This is a genomic window from Curtobacterium uvaldense, assembly GCF_028307415.1.
Lineage (GTDB): Bacteria > Actinomycetota > Actinomycetes > Actinomycetales > Microbacteriaceae > Curtobacterium.
Genome location: NZ_JAQMHU010000002.1, coordinates 22,636 through 45,346, shown reverse-complemented (window position 1 = coordinate 45,346; position 22,711 = coordinate 22,636). Strand labels below are relative to the sequence as shown.

General features: G+C 71.8%; 18 protein-coding genes and 1 tRNA gene. 2 read left to right on the top strand and 17 right to left on the bottom strand.

What is annotated here, in order from left to right; all coding sequences use genetic code 11:
* Positions 1-45: 45 nt before the first annotated feature.
* The 10 genes from PIJ49_RS01765 to dusB all read right to left on the bottom strand — a co-directional run bounded on the left by PIJ49_RS01765 (position 46) and on the right by dusB (position 13,418).
* Positions 46-118: transfer RNA gene (locus PIJ49_RS01765), tRNA-Asn, on the bottom strand.
* 137 nt (positions 119-255) lie between these two features.
* Positions 256-1,278: a D-isomer specific 2-hydroxyacid dehydrogenase family protein gene (locus PIJ49_RS01760; protein WP_271825401.1), complete on the bottom strand. Its 1,023-nt coding sequence runs from the start codon at positions 1,276-1,278 to the stop codon at positions 256-258.
* Positions 1,275-2,213: an ATP-binding cassette domain-containing protein gene (locus PIJ49_RS01755; protein ID WP_271825399.1), complete on the bottom strand. Its 939-nt coding sequence runs from the start codon at positions 2,211-2,213 to the stop codon at positions 1,275-1,277. Before PIJ49_RS01755 ends, PIJ49_RS01760 begins: the two co-directional genes overlap by 4 nt.
* A 143-nt stretch (positions 2,214-2,356) precedes the next feature.
* Positions 2,357-4,042 carry an ABC transporter ATP-binding protein gene (locus PIJ49_RS01750; RefSeq protein WP_271825397.1) on the bottom strand — a complete coding sequence of 562 codons (1,686 nt, stop codon included), beginning with the start codon at positions 4,040-4,042 and terminating at the stop codon, positions 2,357-2,359.
* On the bottom strand, positions 4,039-5,034 hold the full coding sequence (locus PIJ49_RS01745) for an ABC transporter permease (RefSeq protein WP_066653922.1): 996 nt from the start codon (positions 5,032-5,034) through the stop codon (positions 4,039-4,041). The genes PIJ49_RS01750 and PIJ49_RS01745 overlap by 4 nt, the downstream gene beginning before the upstream one ends.
* A gap of 2 nt (positions 5,035-5,036) precedes the next feature.
* Positions 5,037-6,143 carry an ABC transporter permease gene (locus PIJ49_RS01740; RefSeq protein WP_442874581.1) on the bottom strand — a complete coding sequence of 369 codons (1,107 nt, stop codon included), beginning with the start codon at positions 6,141-6,143 and terminating at the stop codon, positions 5,037-5,039.
* A gap of 84 nt (positions 6,144-6,227) precedes the next feature.
* Positions 6,228-7,844 carry an ABC transporter substrate-binding protein gene (locus PIJ49_RS01735; protein WP_066653919.1) on the bottom strand — a complete coding sequence of 539 codons (1,617 nt, stop codon included), beginning with the start codon at positions 7,842-7,844 and terminating at the stop codon, positions 6,228-6,230.
* Positions 7,845-8,754: 910 nt separating this feature from the next.
* Complete coding sequence (gene dnaG, locus PIJ49_RS01730; RefSeq protein ID WP_209683000.1) at positions 8,755-10,680, bottom strand: DNA primase; 1,926 nt, start codon at positions 10,678-10,680, stop codon at positions 8,755-8,757.
* A 279-nt stretch (positions 10,681-10,959) separates the two neighbouring features.
* Entirely contained in the window at positions 10,960-12,249 is a 1,290-nt protein-coding gene (locus PIJ49_RS01725; protein WP_251160102.1) for a deoxyguanosinetriphosphate triphosphohydrolase, read from the bottom strand.
* Complete coding sequence (gene dusB / locus PIJ49_RS01720; RefSeq protein WP_271825394.1) at positions 12,246-13,418, bottom strand: tRNA dihydrouridine synthase DusB; 1,173 nt, start codon at positions 13,416-13,418, stop codon at positions 12,246-12,248. Before dusB ends, PIJ49_RS01725 begins: the two co-directional genes overlap by 4 nt.
* 47 nt (positions 13,419-13,465) lie before the next feature.
* Here dusB and PIJ49_RS01715 point away from each other — a divergent pair, with 47 nt between their 5' ends.
* Positions 13,466-13,948 (top strand): aminoacyl-tRNA deacylase, encoded by a 483-nt coding sequence (locus PIJ49_RS01715; RefSeq protein ID WP_209683002.1) that lies wholly within the window; start codon positions 13,466-13,468, stop codon positions 13,946-13,948.
* Positions 13,949-13,956: 8 nt separating this feature from the next.
* Here the strand turns inward: PIJ49_RS01715 and PIJ49_RS01710 are convergent, their stop codons facing one another.
* The 4 genes from PIJ49_RS01710 to PIJ49_RS01695 form a co-directional block, all read right to left on the bottom strand.
* Positions 13,957-14,127, bottom strand: a complete 171-nt coding sequence (locus PIJ49_RS01710) for a hypothetical protein (protein WP_158407743.1) — start codon at positions 14,125-14,127, stop codon at positions 13,957-13,959.
* Positions 14,124-14,858 carry a DsbA family oxidoreductase gene (locus PIJ49_RS01705; RefSeq protein WP_271825391.1) on the bottom strand — a complete coding sequence of 245 codons (735 nt, stop codon included), beginning with the start codon at positions 14,856-14,858 and terminating at the stop codon, positions 14,124-14,126. Before PIJ49_RS01705 ends, PIJ49_RS01710 begins: the two co-directional genes overlap by 4 nt.
* Positions 14,859-15,118: 260 nt before the next feature.
* Positions 15,119-16,504, bottom strand: a complete 1,386-nt coding sequence (locus PIJ49_RS01700) for a glycine--tRNA ligase (protein ID WP_066653905.1) — start codon at positions 16,502-16,504, stop codon at positions 15,119-15,121.
* Between the two features lie 114 nt (positions 16,505-16,618).
* Positions 16,619-17,668: an aminotransferase class V-fold PLP-dependent enzyme gene (locus PIJ49_RS01695; RefSeq protein WP_271825390.1), complete on the bottom strand. Its 1,050-nt coding sequence runs from the start codon at positions 17,666-17,668 to the stop codon at positions 16,619-16,621.
* A gap of 70 nt (positions 17,669-17,738) precedes the next feature.
* Between PIJ49_RS01695 and PIJ49_RS01690 the strand changes: the two genes are divergently transcribed.
* Positions 17,739-18,650, top strand: coding sequence for a LysR family transcriptional regulator (locus PIJ49_RS01690; RefSeq protein WP_209683006.1), 912 nt, complete (start codon positions 17,739-17,741; stop codon positions 18,648-18,650).
* Between the two features lie 107 nt (positions 18,651-18,757).
* Here PIJ49_RS01690 and PIJ49_RS01685 read toward each other — a convergent pair whose 3' ends face one another.
* The 3 genes from PIJ49_RS01685 to leuA all read right to left on the bottom strand — a co-directional run bounded on the left by PIJ49_RS01685 (position 18,758) and on the right by leuA (position 22,666).
* The gene (locus PIJ49_RS01685; RefSeq protein WP_066653897.1) at positions 18,758-19,564 is read right to left on the bottom strand and encodes an isoprenyl transferase; all 807 of its coding nucleotides are present in this window, start codon (positions 19,562-19,564) and stop codon (positions 18,758-18,760) included.
* Positions 19,561-20,394 (bottom strand): DNA repair protein RecO, encoded by an 834-nt coding sequence (gene recO / locus PIJ49_RS01680; protein ID WP_271825388.1) that lies wholly within the window; start codon positions 20,392-20,394, stop codon positions 19,561-19,563. Before recO ends, PIJ49_RS01685 begins: the two co-directional genes overlap by 4 nt.
* 502 nt (positions 20,395-20,896) lie before the next feature.
* Positions 20,897-22,666 carry a 2-isopropylmalate synthase gene (gene leuA, locus PIJ49_RS01675; protein ID WP_271825648.1) on the bottom strand — a complete coding sequence of 590 codons (1,770 nt, stop codon included), beginning with the start codon at positions 22,664-22,666 and terminating at the stop codon, positions 20,897-20,899.
* Positions 22,667-22,711 lie beyond the last annotated feature (45 nt).

Here is a 22,711-nt window from a genome sequence, read left to right as displayed (position 1 = left end):
CCGGGAACGCAAGAGGCCCCCACCCCGGAGGGTGAGGGCCTGTCGCTCCCCGAGTTGGACTCGAACCAACAACCTGCCGGTTAACAGCCGGCTGCTCTGCCAATTGAGCTATCGAGGATCACTGTCCGCTGGCGAATGTGGTGCGAACAACGGGTAACAGCATAGCAGCACCCCGAGCCCGCTCCGCGCATCGGCCGCGCATCCCGGGCGCGCCGCGTCGTCGAGCTCTCCGGCCGGGCCCGGCACCGTCGGTGCTCAGTAGCCCGCGACGGGGTCCACGACGCCGACGAACCCGTCGCCCGAGCCGGACAGGAACGCGGCGGTGTTCGCCCGGACGCGCTCGGCCAGCAGCGGCGCGACCATGTCCGGGGTGTCGGCCTGGTGCGGCGTGACGACCACACCCGGCTCGTCCCAGAGCGGGTGGCCGTCGGGCAAGGGCTCCGGGTCCGTCACGTCGAGGCCGGCGGCGGCGATCGTGCCCTCGCGCAGCGCCGCGACGAGCGCGTCGGTGTCGACCAGTCCCCCGCGCGCGATGTTCACGAGACGCGCCGAGGGCTTCATGAGTCCGAACCGGCGCGCGTCGAACAGCTTCGCCGTCCCCGAGGTCATGGCCGCCGCGACCACGACCACGTCGGCGTCGGGCAGCACCTCGTCCAGGGCGTCGGTCGTGACCGTGCGGTCGGCTCCCGGCACCGGGTCGTCCGAGCGGCGCACGACCGTCACGGAGACCTCGAACGGGGCGACGAGCCGGATGTACTCCAGGGCGATCCCGCCCGCGCCGATCAGAACGACGTTCCGCCCGTAGAGCGACACGCCCTCCGGCTCGGTCGCCCAGGACGTCGCGCGGGCGCGCTTCTGCAGCACCCGGAGCGTCGCGAGCGTCAGCGCGAGGGCGTGCTCGGCGACGGGTTCCGCGTAGGCACCCTTGGCCGACGTGAAGAGCACCCGGTCCCCGTGCTCCTGGATCAGGTGGGCGAAGGCGTCGACGCCCGCGAAGGGCAGCTGGACCCAGCCGACCGAGGGCCCCTGGTCCAACGCTGCCGCGAGCCCGTCGGGGTCACGGGCGTCGAGCCAGACGATCCCCCGCGTGTCCGCGCCGAGGTCGCCGACCGTGCCGCCGGCGGCCCGCACGGCGTCCGCGTGCAGGTCGGCCGCGGTCGGCAGGATCGCGACCGGTCCGGCCGTGGGTGCGTCGACGGGGAGCGGCGCGCCCGCGTCGGTGACGACCGCGCGGTGTCCGCGGCTGCCCGCGGTGTCGGGTGCGGTCGTGGTGCTCATGCGTTCTCCTGACGCTCGGTCCGGGGAGCGGTGCCCGCCCCGGCACCGACCGGACGACGGGGGGCGGACGAGCGCCGCGGGGCGGTGGTCGCGGTCGGACGACGCTTCACGGGGCGCGACGCGGTCGCGGCGAGCGTCTGCACGTAGGGGTCGACGGGGTTGTCGAGGACCTCGTCGAAGGTGCCGAGCCCGACCAGGCGGCTCTCGGCGAGCACACCGACGCGGTCCGCGAGCGCCCGGGCCTCGCGGAGGTCGCTCGACACCACGACGGCCGAGAACTGCCGACCGCGCTGCAGGTTCGTCAGGGCCTCGAGCACCGACTGACGGACCAGGACGTCGACGCCGCGTGCGGGTTCGTCGGCGACGAGGAGCTGCGGCTCGAGGATGAGCGCGCGTGCGAGGGCGACACGCTGCCGCTGCCCGCTCGACAGCTCCCACGTGTTCAGGCGCATGACGCCGAGGGGCAGGTGCACGGCGTCGACCAGTCGCGCGACCATGAGCCCGGCCTCCTTGCGGTCGAACCGCCGGTCGCGCAGGTAGATCGGTTCGGCGATCGCCTCGCCCACGGTCAGGTCGGGGCTCAGCCGGTCGGCGCCGTCCTGCGGCAGGTACCCGATGCGGCCGGTCAGCCGCTGCGCCTTCCGCGAGGACGGGCGGAGCCCGCGCACGTGCTGACCGAGCACGGTGAGCTCACCGCCGACGATCTGTCGCCGGTGCGCACCCTCGCCCTCGCCGGTCGCACCGAGCTGCCCGGCGATCGCGGCGGCGAAGGTGCTCTTGCCGGAACCGGACTCACCGATGAGCGCGAGGATCTCGCCCTGGCGAACGGTCAGGCTGACCCCGTCGACCGCGCGGATCGGCTCCGATCCGCGCACGCCCCGGTACTCGATCGAGACGTCGTCTGCGACGACCGCCGGGCCGTTCACCGCGATCATGGGTCCCCTTCCGCGCCGCCCCCTGGCGGCGGTTGCGCGACGGACCGGTGTCGCGTCGTCGGTGGTTCGCCGGAGGTGACCGGCCGGGAGGCGCGGCGTGCGTCGACGACGCAACGCCGTGCCTCCAGGCCGGTCGCGTCGGGTCAGGACCCGGCGTTCTCCAGTGCCACCAGCGTACGCCGTCGCTCCGCCTGTTCCGCCGGGTCCGGCACGGGCAGCGACGCGAGCAGCCGCTGCGTGTAGGGGTGCTGCGGCGCACCGAGGACCTCGGCGGTGGTGCCCGTCTCCACCAGGTCGCCGCGGTACAGCACCGCGATGCGGTCCGACAGTGCGCCGACGACCGCGAGGTCGTGGCTGATGAACAGCGACGCGAACCCGAGGTCCTGCTGCAGCTCGAGGAAGAGCTCCAGCACGCGGGCCTGCACCGACACGTCGAGCGCGCTCGTCGGTTCGTCCGCGATGAGCAGCTTCGGCCGGAGTGCGATCGAACGCGCGAGCGAGGCGCGCTGCCGCTGGCCACCGGACAGCTCGTGCGGGTACCGGTCGCCGTAGGACGCCGGGAGCTGCACCATCTCGAGCAACTCGCCGACGCGCTTGCGGGCGGCTCGGGGGTTCCGCACCTCGCCGTGCACGACGAGCGGCTCGGCGACGCACTCGGCGATCGTGAGCAGCGGGTTGAACGAGGTCGCCGGGTCCTGGAACACGAACCCGATGTCCTTGCGGTGCCGCTTGAAGTCCCGCTCGCGGTACCCGAGCATCTCGGTGCCGAGGACCTCGAGCGACCCGCCGGTGACGCGGGTGAGCCCCGCGATGGCCCGACCGATCGTCGTCTTGCCGGAGCCCGACTCCCCCACCAGCCCGAGCACCTCGCCGGGACGGACGTCGAGGTCGACGCCCTTCACGGCCCTGAAGGCGGGTGAGCCGAGGCGGCCCGGGTACTCGATCTCGAGCCCCTTCGCGCTGACGAGGGGCTCGACGTCGGTCGCGACCACCGCTCGGCGGGCCGTCCCGGTCGAGGCCTCCAGCCGGGGCACGGCGGCGAGCAGGCGCTTCGTGTAGTCGGCCTGCGGGTCCGCGAAGAGCTGCGCGACCGGTGCCTCCTCCACGACCTCGCCCTGGTACATGACGGCGACCCGGTCGGCCAGGTCGGCGACCACGCCCATGTTGTGCGTGATGATGACGATGGCGGCGCCGAACTCGTCGCGGCAGCGCCGGAGCAGGTCGAGGATCTCGGCCTGCACGGTGACGTCGAGCGCGGTGGTCGGCTCGTCGGCGATGATCACGCTCGGCTCGAGGGCCAGTGCACTCGCGATGACCACGCGCTGCTTCTGCCCGCCGGAGAACTGGTGCGGGTAGTGGTCGACCCGCGTCTCCGGGTCGGGGATGCCGACGCGTCGCAGGTAGTCGATCGCCTTCGCGCGGGCGTCCTTCTTCGAGACGCCGCCGTGCGCCCGGAGGCCCTCGGCGATCTGCCACCCCACCGTGAAGACCGGGTTGAGCGCGGTCGACGGCTCCTGGAAGACCATCGCACCGGCCGTGCCGCGGAGTTCGCGGAGCTTGGCCGACCCGACGCTGACCACGTCGGTGCCGTCGAGGTACACCGCACCACCGAGCGTCGCCGTCTCGGGCATCAGCCGCAGCATGCTGCGGGCCGTGACCGACTTGCCGGAGCCGGACTCGCCGACCAGCGCGAGGACCTCGCCCGGACGGACGTCGAGACTGACGCCCTTGACCGCGTCGACGGCACCGCCGTCGGTCGCGAAGGTGACGGTCAGGTCGTCGACGACCGCGACCGGTCGGTCCTGCTGGTCGTTCGCTGCGTCGGTCATGCCGTCGCCCCTTCCGTGCTGGCGGCCTGCTTCCGCGAGACCAGCTGCTTCAGCCTCCTCCGGGCGCGCAGGCGCGGGTCCGAGATGTCGTTGAGGCTCTCGCCGATGAAGGTCACGCCGAGCACGAGCACGACGATCGCGACGCCGGGGAACACACCGGTCCACCAGACGCCCGACGCGACGTCCGACAGCGCGCGGCTGAGGTCGTAGCCCCACTCCGCGCCGCTGGTCGGGCCGATGCCGAACCCGAGGAAGCCGAGGCCGGCCAGGGTGAGGATCGCGTCGGAGGCGTTCAGCGTCAGGATGAGCGGCAGGCTCCTGGTGCTGTTGCGCAGCACGTGGCGGGTCATGATGCGCCACGGGTTCGTGCCGATGACCCGCGCGGACTCGACGAACGCCTCGTTCTTCAGGCGCACCGCCTCGGCACGCACGACCCGGAAGTACTGCGGGACGTAGACGACGGTGATCGAGATCGCCGCCGCGACGATGCCGCCGGTGTAGCTCGAGTTGCCGCCGGAGATCACGATCGACACGACGATGGCGAGCAGCAGCGAGGGGAACGCGTAGATCGCGTCGGCGACGACGACGAGGACCCGGTCGAGCCAGCCGCCGACGTACCCCGAGACCATGCCGAGGATGACCCCGATCGTGATCGACACGACGACCGCGACGATGACGACGAGCACTGCGGTGCGCGCGCCGAAGACGACGCGGCTGAACACGTCGAAGCCACCGACCGTGGTGCCCCAGACGTGCTCGGCGCTCGGCGGGGCGGTGCGCGGGAAGCCCTGGCCGTCGGCGCCCTGCAGCTGACCGAAGCCGTACGGGGCGATGAGCGGCGCGGCGAGGGCGACGATCAGGTACAGGGCGCAGATGACCACGCCGGTGATGAGCATGGCGCGCTGCCAGCCGGTGCTCCTGCGGAGCTGGACCACCACGGGCAGCCGCTTCCAGAGCGGCTCGTGGCGGTCGACGAGCGAGGTGTCGGCCATCGCTAGAACCTCACTCTCGGGTCGATCAGCGCCGCGACGACGTCGACGACGAAGTTCGTCACGGCGACGATCACGGCGAGCATCGCGACGATGCCCTGGACCGCGACGAAGTCGCGGGCCGACAGGTACTGGTTGAGCTGGAAACCGAGCCCGCGCCAGCCGAACGTGGTCTCGGTGAGCACCGACCCACCGAGCAGCATGGCGATCTGCAGACCCATCACGGTGATGATCGGGACCAGCGCCGGACGGAAGGCGTGCGTCCGGACGAGCCGGGCCTCCCGGACGCCGCGCGAGCGGGCCGCGTCGACGTACTCGGACCCGAGCGAGCCGATCATGTTGGCACGCACCAGACGCAGGAAGATGCCGGCGGTGAGCAGACCGAGCGTCAGCGCGGGCAGGACGGCGTGCGACAGCACGTCGCCGATCACCTGCGCGTTGCCGGTGCGGAGTGCGTTGATGAGGTAGATGCCGGTCGCACCCGGGATGTTGTCGAGGATGAGCGACACCCGGGTGGAGGCGCGGTCGCCGAGCGGCAGCCAGCCGAGCCAGACCGAGAAGACGAGCTTGAGGAGCAGACCGCCGAAGAACACCGGCGTCGCGTACGTCAGGATCGCGAGCGCTCGGAACAGCACGTCCGGCCACTTGTCGCGGACGTACGCCGCGAGCATGCCGAGCGGGATGCCGAGGACGAGGGCGACGATGAGCGCGTAGAAGACCAGCTCCGCGGTCGCGCCGCCGTACGTGACGATGACCTCGGTGATCGGACGGTTGTCGGTCGACGTCGTGCCGAAGTCCCCGCGCACGATGCCGCCGAGGTACTCGAGGTACTGGACGATGACCGGCCGGTCGTAGCCGGCGGCGTGCAGACGTTCCTGGAGCTGCGAGGGCGTCAGACGGCCACCGACCGAGGCGGTGATCGGGTTCCCGATGACGCGCATCAGGAAGAAGACGAGCGTCACCAGGATGAACACCGTCGGGAAGATGAGGAGGAAGCGGACCAGGATGTACCGACCGAGCCCGCCGCCCTGCCCACGGGCACGTCGCTGTGCCTGGGGCTTGGTGGGGTCGGTGGCCAGCTCCGGTGTCGCCTCGGGGGTGCTGAGGGTCACGGGGACGGGTGCCTTTCGGTGCCGTTCGGGACGTGGCCACGGGGGCGCTCCTCGTGGGAACGCCCCCGTGGGCCGACGCCGGTGTTACTTGGAGAGGGTGGCGTAGCGGAACTTGTACGAGGAGTCGAGGGTCAGGCCCTTGACGTCCTTGCCTGCGACCGCCACGGACTTGCCCTGCAGGAGCGGCAGCGTCGAGATCTGCGTGGCCTCGCGCTCCTGCGCCTGCTCGATGAGCTGCGCGCGCTTGTCCTTGTCGGACTCCTGCTGCTCCTCGGAGATCAGCTTCTGGATCTCCGGGTCGTCGTAGTGGTTCTGCACGAAGTTGTCCTTCGTGAAGAACGGCGACAGGTAGTTGTCGGCGTCCGAGAAGTCCGGGAACCACCCGAGCTGGTACACCGGGTAGGAGTCCTTCGTCCGCTCCTGCGCGTAGGTCGTGTAGACCGTCGACTGGATCTTCACGGAGAAAAGGCCCGAGTTCTCGAGCTGCGTCTTGAGCTCGGCGTACTCGTCGTCCGACGTCGAACCGTAGTGGTCGGGCGCGTACTGGATGTCGAGCTGCACCTTGCCGGTGACACCGGCCTTCGACAGCGTCTCCTTCGCCTTGTCGACGTCGGGGCCGCCCTTGCCGTTGCCGTAGAGCTCCTCGAACGGCTTCGCGGCACCGGTCAGGCCGTCCGGCACCATCGAGTAGACCGGCGAGTACGTGTTGTTGTAGACGTCCTTCGCGATCTTCTCGCGGTCGACGACGTCGGCCACGGCCTGGCGCACGGCGAGGGCCTTCGCCTCGTCCGCGTCGGACTGGCTCGCGCCGAACGGCTGCGTGTTGAAGTTGAAGACCAGGTAGCGGATCTCGCCACCGGGGCCGTCGGTGACCTTGACGGAGTCGTCCTTGCGCAGGTCGGCGATGTCGGTCGGCGTCAGCGAGCGGTACGCCACGTCGACGTCGCCCTTCTGCACGGCGAGCTTCAGGTCGGTCTCCTTGGTGTAGTAGCTGGCGGTGACCTCCTTGGTCTTCGCCTTGCCGAGGAGCCCGTCGTACTCGGGGTTCGCCGAGTACTGGATGGTGTCGTTCTCCTTGTACGAGGTGATCTCGTACTGCCCGGCGAACGCCTTGCCCTTGACGATGTCCGCCGCCGGGGTGAGCTCGTCCGCCGAGAAGACCTGCTCGTCGACGATCGGGCCTGCGGGGCTCGAGAGCACCTGCGGCCAGGTCTGGTCGGCGTGGTCGAGGTTGAAGACGACCGTGGTGTCGTCCGGGGTCTCGATGCTCTTGAGGTTGGCGAGCAGCGACTGCGGACCGTTCTCGTTGTTGATCTTCAGCTCGCGCTCGAACGAGAACTTGACGTCACTCGAGGTGAGGTCGTTGCCGTTCGCGAACTTCAGCCCGCTCTTGAGCTTCACCGTGTAGGTCGTGTCGTTCGTGAACTCGCCGCTCTCGGCGATGTCCGGCTTGACGTCGGGGCTGCCGACGGGGGTGTTCATCAGGAACGGGAACACCTGGTTCTGCACGGCGAAGGAGCCGTTGTCGTAGGACCCGGCCGGATCGAGGGACGTGACCTTGTCCGTCGTGCCGATGCTCAGGCCGTTGAGGTCGGTGTCGGAGACGCTGCTGCTCGCGCAGCCCGTCAGCACCAGCGCCGTCGCTGCTGCCCCGGCGCCGAGCGCGATGCCGCGCCTGCCCCACTTGGATACGGATGCCATGTCCGCTCTCTCTCTCGGTGATGGTTCGCAAGGGGTCCCGCGGAGGGCGGTGGATCGACTGTGAGGCCCGCCGGGAACGCTCATTGGTACCACCCTGACACGGAACTCCACGATTCGAGGGACATTTGTTTACACCCTTGTAATGCACGACCGCGTCGCGTGGCGCATGATGCGCGCGTCACCGAGCGGCGTGTCGCGCACGAAAGTTGCGTGGTGCAACGGGGGCCGGAGGTCGGGCCGCTGCCTGCCACCGGGCGGGCGAGCGGCTGCCCGCTGCCCGCTGCCCGCTGCCCGCTGCCGAGCGGGCGAGATCCGTCACGCTCGACCTCCCCGGCCGACATATCCCACCCACCCGACGTCACGCGCGCGGCACGTCCTGCCCGCCCGGCGCCGGTCGGTGGTGCTCGCGTTCGGGTTGCACGACTTGCCGCTCAGTTCGGGCCGCGGCGGCGGGTCGTGCGACCAGGACGACCGCACACGGCACGTCGTGCGACCGGAACGGCCAGTGCGAGTGGCCGGGCCACGGCGGGACACCGAGCGGGCGGAGTACGGCACCCTCGGCGTCTCCGGGCACCGATCCCCACCCGCTCGACGTCGTCCACGCGGCGATCCCTGCCCGCTGCGGCGGCTGCGGTGGATGACGCTCGTGTCCTGGTCGCACGACCTGCCGCTCAGTCCGGGCCGCGGCGGCGAGTCGTGCGACCAGATCGACCGCACGTGCAGGTCGCGCGACCGTGAGGTCCAGCACGAGTGGTCGCGCGACCCTGGGGTCCAGCACGAGTGGCCGGGCGACCGTGGGGCCCAGCACGAGTGGTCGCGCGACCGAGCGGCCCAGCACGAGTGGCCGCGCGACCGAGCGGCCAGCACGAGTGGCCGGGCGACGACGCGCTGCCGCCCCTCGCAGGACGGCTCAGCCCTGCGCTGCCGCCTCGGCGTCGGCGCGGAGGCGCATCCGCTGCGCGTCGATGTCGACGAGCTGGCGCTGGATCTCGGCGCGCCGGTCGGACTGCTCGTGCGGGTCGGCCCGCTGCAGCTGCCCGAGCAGCGAGGCCTTGCGGGCGAGCAGGTCCCGCTCGACCAGGGCCACGACGATGCTCCGGGCGTAGAGCGCCAGGTCCTCGTCGGTGCGAGCCGGGATCGGTGCGAGTGCGAGCTCCTGCACGAGACCGCGGAACGGCGCCGGCACGTCCTGCAGCAACCGGTCGAGCCAGTCCCCCGCACCGATCGAGTCGACGTTGGCGACCACGGCGTCCCGCACGACCGACAGCATCGGCGCCGAGAACGTCGCGCCGGCCGCGAGCCAGATGAGCGGTGCGCCCACGTACCCGGGCTGCTGCACCATCGCCATCACGGCATCGCGCTCCATCCGGGTGATCGGGTCGTTCGGCAGCAGCCGCAGACCGGCCACGGGCTCCTCGGGCGGGGCGACCAGCTCACCACCGGGACCGGCCTGACCGACCGGCACCGGGCCTCCCGTCCGGTCGGTGCGCGCTGCGGACGCGCGCTGACGCGCCGAGTCGACCGCCCGCCGGACGTCCGGGATGTCCATGCCGAGCCACCCGGCGAGTTCGCGGACGTACCCCTGCGTGAGGGAGCGGTCGCGGATCCCGGCGAGGACCGGCGCGGCGGCCCGCAGTGCGCTGACCCGCCCCTCGACGGTCTCGAGGTCGTGGCCGTCGAGCGTCCGACGGATCATGAACTCGAACATCGGGCGCTTCGCGCTGACGAGCCGGCGGATCGCGTCGTCGCCCCGCGCGAGTCGGAGGTCGCACGGGTCGAGTCCGCCGGGAGCCACCGCGACGTAGGTCTGCGCGGCGAAGCGCTGCTCCTCGGCGAACGCCCGCGAGGCGGCACGCTGCCCGGCCTCGTCGGGGTCGAACGTGAAGACCACCTCGCCGTTGGCGTTCGGGTCGGCACCGCTGACGTCGCCGAGCATCGGCCGGAGGACCTTGATGTGGTCGACACCGAACGAGGTGCCGCACGTCGCGACGGCGGTCGTCACACCGGCGAGGTGGCACGCCATGACGTCGGTGTAGCCCTCGACGATCACGACCTGCTTGCCCTTGGAGATGTCCTTGCGGGCGAGGTCGAGCCCGTAGAGGACCTGGCTCTTGTGGTAGATCGGCGTCTCGGGGGTGTTGAGGTACTTCGGGCCCTTGTCGTCGTCGAGCAGCCGACGCGCGCCGAAGCCGATCGTCGCACCGGTCACGTCGCGGATCGGCCACACGAGGCGTCCGCGGAACCGGTCGTACGGCGAGCGGTCGCCCTGTCCGGCGAGTCCCGCCGCGAGGATCTCGTCCATCGAGAACCCACGGCCCCGCAGGTGCTCACGCGTGGCGTCGTACGACTGCGGCGCGAAGCCCACGCCGAAGTGCTGTGCTGCCGCGGGGTCGAAGCCGCGCTCCCCGAGGAAGCGTCGCGCGGGCTCGGCAGCCGCCGAGGTGAGCTGCGACTGGTAGAACTCGAGCGCTGCCTCGTTCGCGGCGATCAGCCGCGCGCGCTGGTTGTAGTCGGTGCGCGGGCCGTCGCCCTCTTCGTAGTGGAGCGTGAAGCCGATCTTCGCGGCCATCCGCTCGACCGCTTCCTGGAACGTCGTGTGGTCCATCTTGATGATGAACTCGAAGACGTCGCCGTCCTCGCCGCACCCGAAGCAGTGGTACCGGCCGACCTGCGGCCGCACGTGGAACGACGGGGAGCGCTCGTCGTGGAACGGGCAGAGCCCCTTCAGCGAGCCGACGCCCGCCGACTTCAGCGTGACGTGGTCGCCGACGACGTCGGCGATGTTGACACGCGAGCGGACCTCGTCGATGTCGTTCCGCGCGATCCTGCCAGCCACCCCTCGATCCTAGTTCGTGCGGCCGGTGCCGGAGGACGGTCCGTGTCCGCCTGTGGAGAGCACGACGGCCGGGAGGCGCGGTGCACGATCAGCACGCGCCCCACCTCGGTCGGTGCGCACGTCGACACGCGCGGCGGCCGGGCAGGAGCCACTTCGGTCCCACCGAGACGGCGCCGTCCGCCCGAGACGGTGCCGGGTCGGCGAACCGGACCCAGATCCGGCGGCGTCTCGCCCTCACGGCGGCGTCGCGTCCACACGGCGGCGTCTCGCACGCCGGCGTCAGACCGCGATGTGCGTCGTCTCCCGGTCCCCCACCACGAGTCGCTTGTGCCACGCCAGCGCCCCCTGGTCCGTCAGGCTCGCGACCTGGTCGACCACGGCCCGCAGCCGCCCGGCGTCGTCGGACGCCGAACGCCAGTCCGCCGCGAAGCCCGGCTCGAGGTCCGCACTGCCCGTCGCCGCCAGGGCGTCGAGCAACTCGGTGAGCACGCGACGCTGGTCCTCGTACACGGGCTGCCGATTGCCCTGCGTCATGACGAACGCCGCGACGATGCCCTTCAGCACCGCGATCTCGCCGATGATCTCCGGCGGGGTGACGACCGAGGCCGCGAACCGCACGAGGGACCCGGACGCGTAGGACTCGCGAGTCGCCGCCGTCGCCGTCCGCGCGAACCGTCCGATGAGCTGCGAGGTGAGGTTCTTGAGCCGCGCCATGTCCCGCCGCGACCCGTCGTACGACGTCATCCACAGCGGCAGCGACCGGAGCCGGTCGAAGGCCTCGAGCAGTTCGTCACGGCTGAGGTCCGACCCGACCCAGGCGTGCATGGCGGTGACGATGTCGTTCTCGCCGACCCGGTCGCCCAGGGCCGCGACGTCGATGAAGCCCGCGACGACGGCGTCCTCGAAGTCGTGCACCGAGTAGGCGATGTCGTCGGACAGGTCCATGACCTGCGCCTCGATGCACCGCTGCCGACGCGGAGCACCGCGCCGGAGCCACGCGAAGGCGTCGTGGTCGTCGTCGTAGAACCCGAACTTGGTGCGCCCCGACGATGCCTCGGCGACGCCCTGCGCCGCCGGCCACGGGTACTTGCAGCTCGCGTCGAGCGAGGCCCGGGTGAGGTTGAGCCCGTACGGACGCTCGTCGTCCGGCCCGTCGCCGTAGACCTTCGGCTCGAGGCGGGTCAGCAACCGCAGCGTCTGGGCGTTGCCCTCGAAGCCGCCGATGTCCGCCGCCCAGGCGTTGACGGCGGTCTCGCCGTTGTGCCCGAACGGCGGGTGCCCGATGTCGTGCGCCAGGCACGCGGTGTCGACGACGTCGGGGTCGAGCCCGAGGGAGTCGGCGAGCTCGCGCCCGACCTGCGCGACCTCGAGCGAGTGCGTCAGGCGGTTGCGGGCGAAGTCGAGTCCGGTGGTCGGGCTGAGCACCTGGGTCTTCGCGGCGAGGCGTCGGAGCGCGCTCGAGTGCAGCAGGCGGGCACGGTCCCGGGCGAAGTCGGAGCGACGGCTGCCGTGGGTCTCGGGCAGCCAGCGCTCCGCGTCGGCCGGCCCGTACGAAGCGGTGGCGCTCATCCGCCGCTGTGGTGCAGCTCGGCGGCGGCGAGGACCTTGCGGAACTCGGCGTCCACGTCGCGCGACTCGAGCCAGCGGTCCGGCAGCGCCGTGCGCTTCGGGTGGCCGGCGCGGCCTCGCGGGCCCTCGACGTCGGCACCGGGGTACGGCGCCGACCAGTCGAGCTGCCCGAGCAGGTCGTCGATCTCCTGCAGGCTCGAGGCCATGGAGAGCGCCGAGCGGACGTCGCCGCCGATCGGGTACCCCTTGAAGTACCAGGAGACGTGCTTCCGGGCGTCGCGGCACCCGTGGTCCTCGGACCCGAAGAACTCGACGAGCAGCTCGGTGTGTCGACGGAAGGCGGTCGCGACGTCGCCGAGCGAGGGCATCGCGCGCACGTCCTCACCGCGGAACGCCGCCGCCAGGTCGCCGAACAGCCACGGCCGACCCAGGCAGCCGCGGCCGACCACGACACCGTCGCAGCCGGTCTCGTCGACCATGCGCAGGGCGTCGGCGGCGGACCAGATGTCGCCGTTGCCGAGCACCGGGATGTCGGTGATCGTCTCCTTCAACGTGGCGATCGCGGACCAGTCCGCCTGCCCCGAGTAGTGCTCGTTCGCGGTGCGGGCGTGCAGCGAGATCGCGGCGACACCGGCGTCGCGGGCGATGCGTGCCGCGTCGAGGTAGGTCAGGTGGTCGGCGTCGATGCCCTTGCGCATCTTCACCGTGACCGGGACGTTGCCGGCGGCCTTGACCGTCTTCTCGACGAGGTCCTTGAAGAGGTCGGTCTTCCACGGCAGGGCCGCTCCCCCGCCCTTCCGCGTGACCTTCGGCACCGGACACCCGAAGTTGAGGTCGATGTGGTCGGCGCGGTCCTCGCCCACCAGGATCGTCGCCGCCTCGGCCACGGTGTTCGGCTCGACGCCGTACAGCTGGATGGACCGCGGCGTCTCCGACTCGTGGTGCTGGATGAGCTGCATCGACACCGGAGTCCGTTCGACCAGCGCCCGCGAGGTGATCATCTCGCAGACGTACAGTCCGGCGCCGTACTCGCGGCAGAGCCGGCGGTAGGCCATGTTCGTGATGCCCGCCATCGGCGCGAGCACGACCGGCGCCTCGACCTCGATGGGGCCGATGCGCAGGGGCTTCGCCGTGCGGGGCGCCGTGGTGGGCGCGTCGGTGATCGTCATACGTGCTCCATTCTCCCACGCGTGTCCGCGCCGGTAGCGTTCTCCACATGACCGACTCCGCGATCGCCCGGTTCGACGCCGACGCCGCCGCCCGAGGGCTCGCGGTGGACGTGGTCCAGCGCCCCGCCGCCGACTCCCTCGAGGGTGCCGCAGCCCTGCTCGGCATCGACCCGGGCGACATCGTGAAGACGCTCGTCGTCAAGCGTCACGACGGTGGCTTCCTGCTCGCGCTGGTGCCGGGCGGCCGCAGCATCGCCTGGAAGAAGCTCCGCACCGTCGTCGGCGTCAACAAGCTGTCGATGCCCGACGCAGCCACCGCGCTCGAGGCCTCGGGCTACGAGCGCGGCACGATCACGCCGATCGGCGCGAGCGGCGACCTGCCGGTGTACGCCGACGAACGCGTCCTGGGCCGCCGCATCGCGCTCGGTGCCGGTCGCCACGGCGCGAGTGCCTTCGTCGACGGCGACGCGCTCGTCGCCGCCTACGACGCGACCGTCGCCGACATCACCGACGAGGAGCCCGTCCGCTAGCGGACGGCTCAGTCGGGGACCTCGGTCCAGTCGCCCTCGGCACCGGGGACGAAGCAACTGTCACCCTCGCAGACCGGCGCACCGCCGGGCGTGACGAGCGTGAGCAGGGCGGGTCGCGCCTCCCGGTCGTCGGCCTGGAGGCCCGGCTCGACCGGGCCGGTCGTCGTCACGCCGGTCACCGGGTCGCCTCCGCGTCCGCGGTCGCGTCGTCCGCGGCACGCTGCTGCTGCGCCGCGAGCTCCTCGGGCGTCACGTCGCGGAGCGCGACGACCTGGCGGAGCACCTGCTCGAACGCCGCCGGGTCCTGTGCGCCGGAGACGCCGTACTTGCCGTCGATGACGAAGAACGGGACGCCGTTGATCCCGAACGCCTGCGCCTGGGCCTGGTCGGCCCGGACGGCGGCGAGCTGGGCGTCGTCGCGCAGGGTCGCCAGGACCTCGTCGCGGTCCAGACCGATCGAGGCGCCGAGGTCGGCCAGGGACTCGTCCTGTCCGACGTGCTCGCCGCGCTCGAAGTACGCGGTGAAGAGGCGCTCGACCATCTCGAGCTGCTTGCCGTGCTGCTTCGCCAGGTGGATGACCTGGTGCGCCTTGACGGTGTTCGTGTGGCGCAGTGCGTCGTAGTCGTAGTGCAGCCCGACGGACGAGGCGATGCCGGCGACCTGGTCGATCATCTGCTGTGCCTGCTGCACCGGCAGGCCCTTGTGCTGCGAGAGGAACTCGGCCTCGGTGCCCTCGAAGTCGACCGGGGTGTCCGGGCTCAGCTCGAAGGAGTGGTACTCGACCTCGACCGGCTGGGCGTCGGGCGAGGAGGCGAACGCGGCGACGCCGGCCTCGAACTTCCGCTTGCCGATGTAGCACCAGGGGCATGCGACGTCCGACCAGACATCGACCTTCACAGACTCGTTCACACGAGGTGCAAGCCCGGCCCCTGCCCGCGCATTCCCGCGGTCACGACCCGCTCCTCGCGCACCGTGTCTCGTGCGCCGTGTCTCGTGCGCCGTGTCTCGTGCGCCGTGTCTCGTGCGCCGTGCACAACGAGAGGCACCCCGAACAACGGGATTCCGTGGTCCGGGGTGCTTTCGGTTGTGCAGCGGCAGGTCGCACCGGCGATCGCTGACCGCGGCAGCGGCAGCGGCAGCGGCAGCGGCTGCCGCAGCAGCCGCGCGCGCTACGCGCCGAGGAGGCGCTGCGCCAGGTAGCCCTGCAGCTGGTCGAGCGAGACGCGCTCCTGCGACATGGTGTCGCGCTCACGCACCGTGACCGCCTTGTCGTCGAGCGTGTCGAAGTCGACCGTGATGCAGAACGGCGTGCCGATCTCGTCGTGGCGACGATAGCGACGACCGATCGCGCCGGCGTCGTCGAAGTCGACGTTCCAGTGCTTCCGCAGGTCGTCGGCGAGCCCGCGCGCCACCGGCGACAGCTGCTCGTTGCGGGACAGCGGGAGCACCGCAGCCTTCACCGGCGCCAGCCGCGGGTCGAGGCGCAGGACGGTGCGCTTGTCGACGCCGCCCTTCGCGTTCGGGGCCTCGTCCTCGTGGTACGCGTCGAGCAGGAACGCCATGAGCGCACGGGTGAGCCCGAACGACGGCTCGATGACGTAGGGCACGTACTTCTCGTTCGCGGCCTGGTCGAAGAAGCGCAGGTCCTTGCCCGACGACTCGATGTGGTTGTTCAGGTCGAAGTCGGTGCGGTTCGCGACGCCCATGAGCTCGCCCCACTCGGAGCCGGCGAACCCGAAGCGGTACTCGATGTCCGCGGTGGCGTCCGAGTAGTGCGCGCGCTCGCCGTCGGGCACGTCGAAGCGCCGCAGGTTCTCGGGGTCGATGCCGAGGTCGGTGAAGAACGCCACCGCGTCGGCGATCCACTGCTCGTAGTGCGTGTCGACGTCGGCCGGCGGCACGAAGTACTCGATCTCCATCTGCTCGAACTCGCGCGTGCGGAAGATGAAGTTGCCGGGCGTGATCTCGTTGCGGAACGCCTTGCCGACCTGGCCGATGCCGAACGGGGGCTTCATGCGGCTCGTCGTGACGACCTGCGCGAAGTCGACGAAGATGCCCTGCGCCGTCTCCGGGCGGAGGAAGTTCAGCCCTTCCTCGGACTCGACCGGGCCGAGGTAGGTCTTGAGCATGCCGGAGAACTCGCGCGGCTCGGTCCACTCACCCCGGGTGCCGCAGTTCGGGCACGGCACCTCGGCCATGCCGCCCTCGGGCGCTCGACCCTTCTTCGCCTCGAACGCCTCGAGCAGGTGGTCTTCGCGGAACCGGTGGTGGCAGTGCAGGCACTCGACGAGCGGGTCGGTGAAGGTGGCGACGTGACCCGAGGCCTCCCACACCTTGCGGGGCAGGATCACGGCGGAGTCGAGGCCGACCATGTCGCCGCGGCCGCGGACGAACCGCTGCCACCACTGGCGCTTGATGTTCTCCTTCAGCTCGACGCCGAGGGGCCCGTAGTCCCACGCGGAGCGGGATCCGCCGTAGATCTCCCCCGACTGGAAGACGAAGCCACGGCCCTTGGCCAGGGCGATGACGCTGTCGAGACGGGAGGACGGTGCCAAGAGGACTCCTGAGTTCGCCGGACTGGGTGCCCGGTGCGGGAACGGTACCGGGCAAGCGTACCGGCCCCGCGGCGACCGACGGACGCCGGTCGCGGCACCCGTGGACGGGCCGGCTCACCCCGCGGGACGGAACCCCTCCACCGCACCCAGCACCGCGACGACCCGGTCGACGTCGGCGTCGTCGTTCCACAGGTGGAAGGCCAGGCGCAGCCGGCCCGCCCGTCCGCTCGCCGTGACCCCCGCCGCGGACAGGGCGCGGAGGGCCGACCCGTCCGGGTCGGGGAAGGTCGTGATCGCCTGACCGGACCGGGGCGTCCCGAGCGCGTCGGCGAGCCGGTCCGTGCGACCGGTCGCGTGCCTCCAGGCCGAACCGGCGTCGACGGACGCGAGGTGTCGCAGGGCGGCGACCGCCCCCGGCCACGCCTGCCATGCCGGGGACACGTCGAAACGGCGGGCGTCGTCGGCGAGCTGCATGGTCGGGCCGTAGCACGATGACCAGACGTCCGCTCCCGCGTACCAGCCGGCCTGCACGGGGCGGACGCGCTCCAGCGCCGCGTCGGAGAACGTCGCGAAGGCGACGCCGCGCGGTGCGCACAACCACTTGTAGGCGTGCGTGACCGTGACGTCGAACGGCGCGGCGGACACCGGCAGGACGCCCGCGGCCTGGGTGAGGTCGCAGAGGGTGAGGGCACCGGCGGCGCGCGCCGCGTCCAGGACCGGGGCGGGGTCGGTCACCACGCCGGTGGCGGACTGCACGGCGGACCAGGCGACGAGCGCGGTGCCCGGGCGGACGGCGTCGGCGAGTCGCTCGAGCGGGACACTGCGGACGGTGACGCCGCGGTGCGCCTGCACGAGGAACGGGAAGACGACGGACGAGAAGTCGCCCTCGGGGACGACGACCTCCGCCCCGTCCGGCAGCGACGCGGCGACGACCGCCACCATCGCCGAGGTCTGCGACCCCGTCGCCACCCGTGCGGCGTCCACGCCGACGATGTCGGCGAAGAGCGCGCGGCCCTCCTCGACCAGGGCACCGTACGTCGCGGGCGAGGTCGCGGCGCGCGACCACGCATCGAGGTCCGCCCGCTGTGCGGCCAGGGTGCCGAGCGTGGGGAGCCCGGCGGTGCAGGCGGCGAGGTAGCCCGATCCGTCGACGAAGGAGTCCATGCCCCCAGGCTCCGACAGCCGGCGCCATCACGCCAGGGCAGGCTTCTTCGGGGACCCATAACATCGTGTTGTGGAGTCCATCGAACCGCAGCTGCTCCGGGTCCTGCTCGCCGTGCGTGACGGCGGGTCGATCAGCCGTGCGGCCGCGGCGCTCGGCTACAGCCAGCCCGCCGTCAGCCAGTTGCTCACACGCGCCGAACAGCGGCTCGGGCACGACCTCGTGCTCCGCGGCGGCCGCGGCGCGACCCTGACGGAGTCCGGGCGCGTCCTCGCCGACCACGCCCTGCACGTCGAGGCGGCCCTGGCCGCAGCACGCGAGGACCTCGACGCGGTCGGCGGTCTCGCCCGCGGGCGGGTGCGGCTCGCCGGCTTCCCGAGCGCGTCGTCGACCCTCGTGCCCCCGGTGCTCGCGGCGCTGGCGACGGACAGCCCCGGGGTGGTGACGTCGTACGTCGAGGCCGAGCCGCCCGAGGCCGTCGAACTGCTCCGGCGCGGCGAGGTCGACGTCGCCCTGACCTTCTCGCACGCACTGCAGGACGACGCCGCGAACGATCCGACCCTGACCACGCGCGTGCTCGGGCGCGATCCGCTCGCGCTCGTCACCGCCGCGGATGCGGTGCCGACCGGGGACCGGGCAGCCGACCTCGCCGCGTTCCGGGAAGCCCGGTGGATCGGCGGTTGTCCGCGGTGCCGCGGGCACCTGCTCGCGTCGTGCGCGGCGTCCGGGTTCACGCCGGAGATCGTGCTCGAGACCGACAACGCCGCGGCGGTCGTCGGGCTGGTCGCGGCCGGACTCGGCGTCGCGCTGCTGCCCCGGCTGGCGCTGTCGACCACCGTCGTGCCGTCCGGTGTGGCGGTCACGCCGGCCGACGACGCGCTGGCACGACGGGTCGAGGTCGTGGTCGCCCGCGGCGCGGACCGCGTGCCGAGCGTGCGGGCGGCGCTGGAGGCGGTCCGTGGGGTGGCGCACCTGCTCACGTGAGGCGCGGCGCGCTGTCCGTGGCACGGGTCTCGCGTCGGCACCGACGGCCGCCCGGCCGGCCACGGGTCGGACGGGAGGCCCGTGGCGGCGCCGCCACGGGCCTCCCGTCAGGCGGTCGGTGCGTCCACCGCGCCGCCGTAGCGTCGGTCGCGGCGCGCGTACTCCTCGATCGCTCCCCACAGGTCGGTGCGGCGGAAGTCCGGCCAGAGCTGGTCGAGGAACACCATCTCCGCGTACGCGGACTGCCACAGCATGAAGTTCGACGTCCGCTGCTCGCCCGAGCTCCGCAGGAACAGGTCCACGTCGGGCAGCTCGGGCACGTAGAGCCGCTTCGCCAGGGCCTTCTCCGTCACCTGGCTCGGCTTCATCCGACCGGCGGCGACGTCCTCGGCCATGCCCCGGACCGCGTCGACGATCTCGTTCCGCCCGCCGTAGTTGACGCACATCGTGAGGGTGCAGACGTCGTTGTCGGCGGTCATCCGCTCCGCGGTCTGCAGCTCGTCGACGACGCTCCGCCAGAGCCGGGGTCGCCGGCCCGCCCACCGCACCCGGACACCCCACGCGTGCAGCTGGTCGCGACGGCGGTGGATGACCTCGCGGTTGAAGCCCATCAGGAAGCGGACCTCGTCCGGCGACCGCTTCCAGTTCTCGGTCGAGAACGCGTACGCCGACACGTGCTTGACGCCGATCTGGATCGCGCCCGCGACGACGTCGAGCAGCGAGGCCTCGCCGGCCTTGTGCCCCTCGACCCGCGTCAGGCCACGCTGGTTCGCCCAGCGGCCGTTGCCGTCCATGACGATCGCCACGTGCTCCGGGACGAACTGCGCCGGGATCGCCGGCGGCTGCTCCCCCGTCCAGTCGACGGGTCGCAGTCCCTCGGACACGGCTTCGGACGCGGACCGGCGTGGGCTCATGCAGGTGTTCCTTCGTGATCGGACGTGACGGGCACGGCGGGCGCCGGGGTGGCGGCCACGGCTGCCAGAACCCCACCGGGGGTCGGTGCGACCGGAGCGGGGTGTTCACTGCGGTCCACGTGGGGCAGTGACCGGAGCGATCGTTCCAGGTGCCACTGGGCGTAGGCCGCCACCACGCCGGAGGCCCGCGACCGCGTCCGCTCGTCGGAGGCGTCGACGGTCGACCAGTCCCCGGCGAGCAGTGCCCCGAGCAGGCCGAGCGTGTCGGTGTCGAGCCGGGGCGTCCCGGGCGGCGCTGCACGGTCCGCCACCACCCCGCCGAGCTGCACGACGAAGGCGGTGTGCGGCCCGGGCTCCCCCGTCACCGCACAGTCGCCGAACGACGGCGCCCACCCCGCGATGCTCATCGCCCGGAGCAGGTACGAGTCGAGCGTGGCGCTGACGACGTGCTCGTGCCTGGACAGTGAGCGCAGGGCACCGACGAGCAGCAGGTACTGCTGGAGCCCGGCGTCCGCCTCGCTCAACCGGTCCGCCGTCTCGACCATGGCGCTGGCCGCCGTGTAGGCGCCGTAGTCGGTGACGATCTGGGCACCGTACGAGCCGAGGCTCTCGGCCTGGGTGACGATGTCGAGCGACCGACCCTCGTAGAACTGCGCGTCGACGACCATGAACGGCTCGAGTCGCGACCCGAACTTCGACGCCGTGCGCCGTACCCCCTTGGCCACCGCCCGGATCTTGCCGTGCTGCCGGCTCAGCATGGTGACGATGCGGTCGGCCTCGCCGAGCTTGTGGGTGCGCAGCACGACGCACTCGTCCCGGTACAGCGGCATTGCCCCAGTATCCCCCGCGGCGCCGACAGCGGGTGCCGGCGGCGCGGCCGGCGCGGAGCGCGGTCTCAAGAGCGGCGAGCGCGGAGCGGCGAGCGCCGAGCGAGCGGGACGCGCCGCGCGCGTTCTCCCGAGAGGGCAGATCCCGTCGCCGGACGACGCCGAGCGTGACCGAATCCGCCCGCTCGACGCACCGCCGTCGCCGGACGACGCCGAGCGTGACCGAATCCGCCCGCTCGAGGCACCGCCGTCGACGGACGACGCCGAGCGTGACGGGATCCACCGGCTCGCGGCACCGCCGATGCCGCGCGACGACCGGTCGTCGGCGTCCTGTCCGGTCGGCGCCGAGCGGGCACGACACACCGCGTGAGTTCCGTCCGGCGGGCAGATCCCGTCGACGGACGACGCCGAGCGTGACGGGATCCGCCCGGTCGACGACGCGTCCACAGACGGGAGGCGCGGTGTGGGACGGACCCGCACCGCGCCTCCCGAGAGCGCTGGCGTCCTACGCCGTGACCAGCTCCGGCGTCCCGGTCGCGGCTCCGGCGCGTACGGCCCGGTTCACCGCGGAGACGATCGCCTTGAGCGAGGCGGTCGCGATGTCGGCGTCGATCCCGACGCCCCACAGCCGGGTGCCGTCCACGTCGAGCTCGACGTAGGCGGCGGCCTTCGCGTCACCCGAGGCGCTCATCGTGTGCTCGGAGTAGTCGTACAGCGTGACCGCGACGCCCTGCTCCCGCATGACGGTGAGGAACGCGTCGACCGGACCGGTGCCGACTGCATCGGCGGCGACGGACCCCTCGTCGACACGCATCGCGACGTGGAGCTCCGTGGTGCCGTCGAAGTCGCTCGACGTCGCCGTCTTCGTGATCTCGTACCGGCCCCACTTGTCCGACTCGTCGTCGGCGGGCAGGTACTCGTCGCGGAACAGGTCCCAGATCCGGTCGGACGAGAACTCGCCGCCCTCGGTGTCGGTGCGCTGCTGCACCACGCCGGAGAACTCGATCTGCAGCTTGCGGGGCAGGTCGATCGCGTGGTCGGTCTTGAGCAGGTACGCGACGCCGCCCTTGCCGGACTGCGAGTTGACGCGGATGACGGCCTCGTACGAGCGGCCGATGTCCTTCGGGTCGACGGGCAGGTACGGCACCGCCCAGGCGATGTCGTCGACGGACTTCCCCGCGGCGGTGGCCTTGGCCTGCATCGCCTCGAAACCCTTGTTGATGGCGTCCTGGTGCGAACCGCTGAACGCCGTGTAGACCAGGTCGCCGGCCCAGGGCTGCCGCTCGGGCACCGGCAGCTGGTTGCAGTACTCGACGGTGCGCTTGACCTGGTCGATGTCCGAGAAGTCGACCTCGGGGTCGATGCCCTGCGTGAACAGGTTCATGCCGAGGGCGACGAGGTCCACGTTGCCGGTGCGCTCGCCGTTGCCGAACAAGCACCCCTCGATGCGGTCCGCCCCGGCCATGTAGCCGAGCTCGGCGGCGGCGACGGCGGTGCCGCGGTCGTTGTGCGGGTGCAGCGACAGGATGACGTCCTCGCGGTGGTCGAGGTTGCGCGACATCCACTCGATCGAGTCGGCGTAGACGTTGGGCGTGGCCATCTCGACCGTCGCCGGGAGGTTGATGATCACCTTGCGGTCGGAGGTCGGCTCGAAGACCTCGAGCACGGCGTTGCAGATCTGCGCCGCGACCTCGAGCTCGGTGCCCGTGTAGGACTCCGGCGAGTACTCGTAGAACACCTGCGTGCCGTGCTGCAACCGGGCCTCGGCCGCCTTGCACATCCGGGCGCCCGCGACGGCGATGTCGACGACGCCCTGCACGTCGGTGCGGAAGACGACCTCGCGCTGGACGATGGACGTCGAGTTGTAGAGGTGCACGATGGCCTGCTTCGCCCCGTCGATCGCCTCGTACGTGCGGTCGATGAGGTGCTCACGCGCCTGGGTCAGCACCTGGATCGTGACGTCGTCCGGGATCGCGCCGTCCTCGATGAGCGACCGGACGAAGTCGAAGTCGGTCTGCGATGCGCTCGGGAAGCCGACCTCGATCTCCTTGTAGCCCATCCGGACGAGCAGGTCGAACATGGCCCGCTTGCGCTCGGAGTCCATCGGGTCGATCAGGGCCTGGTTGCCGTCACGGAGGTCCACCGCGCACCACCGAGGCGCCCGGTCGATGCGCTTCGTCGGCCAGGTGCGGTCGGGCAGGTCGACGCGGATCTGCTCGTGGAAGGGAACGTACTTGTGGATCGGCATCCCGGAGGGGCGCTGGGTGTTCTGCATGGTCGTCGCTTTCGTCGTCTCGCCGGCATCGGCGCTGTGGGGGGC

What these genes read in the sequence shown, in the direction of transcription:
- dusB (WP_271825394.1), bottom strand. Translation starts at nt 13,418, where the DNA reads ATGACGATCACCGACGCGCCCACCACGGCGCCCCGCACGGCGAAGCCC.
- PIJ49_RS01725 (WP_251160102.1), bottom strand. Translation starts at nt 12,249, where the DNA reads ATGAGCGCCACCGCTTCGTACGGGCCGGCCGACGCGGAGCGCTGGCTG.
- PIJ49_RS01745 (WP_066653922.1), bottom strand. Translation starts at nt 5,034, where the DNA reads ATGGCCGACACCTCGCTCGTCGACCGCCACGAGCCGCTCTGGAAGCGG.
- PIJ49_RS01695 (WP_271825390.1), bottom strand. Translation starts at nt 17,668, where the DNA reads ATGGACTCCTTCGTCGACGGATCGGGCTACCTCGCCGCCTGCACCGCC.
- leuA (WP_271825648.1), bottom strand. Translation starts at nt 22,666, where the DNA reads ATGCAGAACACCCAGCGCCCCTCCGGGATGCCGATCCACAAGTACGTT.
- PIJ49_RS01685 (WP_066653897.1), bottom strand. Translation starts at nt 19,564, where the DNA reads ATGAGCCCACGCCGGTCCGCGTCCGAAGCCGTGTCCGAGGGACTGCGA.
- PIJ49_RS01750 (WP_271825397.1), bottom strand. Translation starts at nt 4,042, where the DNA reads ATGACCGACGCAGCGAACGACCAGCAGGACCGACCGGTCGCGGTCGTC.
- PIJ49_RS01715 (WP_209683002.1), top strand. Translation starts at nt 13,466, where the DNA reads ATGACCGACTCCGCGATCGCCCGGTTCGACGCCGACGCCGCCGCCCGA.
- recO (WP_271825388.1), bottom strand. Translation starts at nt 20,394, where the DNA reads ATGCCGCTGTACCGGGACGAGTGCGTCGTGCTGCGCACCCACAAGCTC.
- PIJ49_RS01735 (WP_066653919.1), bottom strand. Translation starts at nt 7,844, where the DNA reads ATGGCATCCGTATCCAAGTGGGGCAGGCGCGGCATCGCGCTCGGCGCC.
- PIJ49_RS01760 (WP_271825401.1), bottom strand. Translation starts at nt 1,278, where the DNA reads ATGAGCACCACGACCGCACCCGACACCGCGGGCAGCCGCGGACACCGC.
- PIJ49_RS01755 (WP_271825399.1), bottom strand. Translation starts at nt 2,213, where the DNA reads ATGATCGCGGTGAACGGCCCGGCGGTCGTCGCAGACGACGTCTCGATC.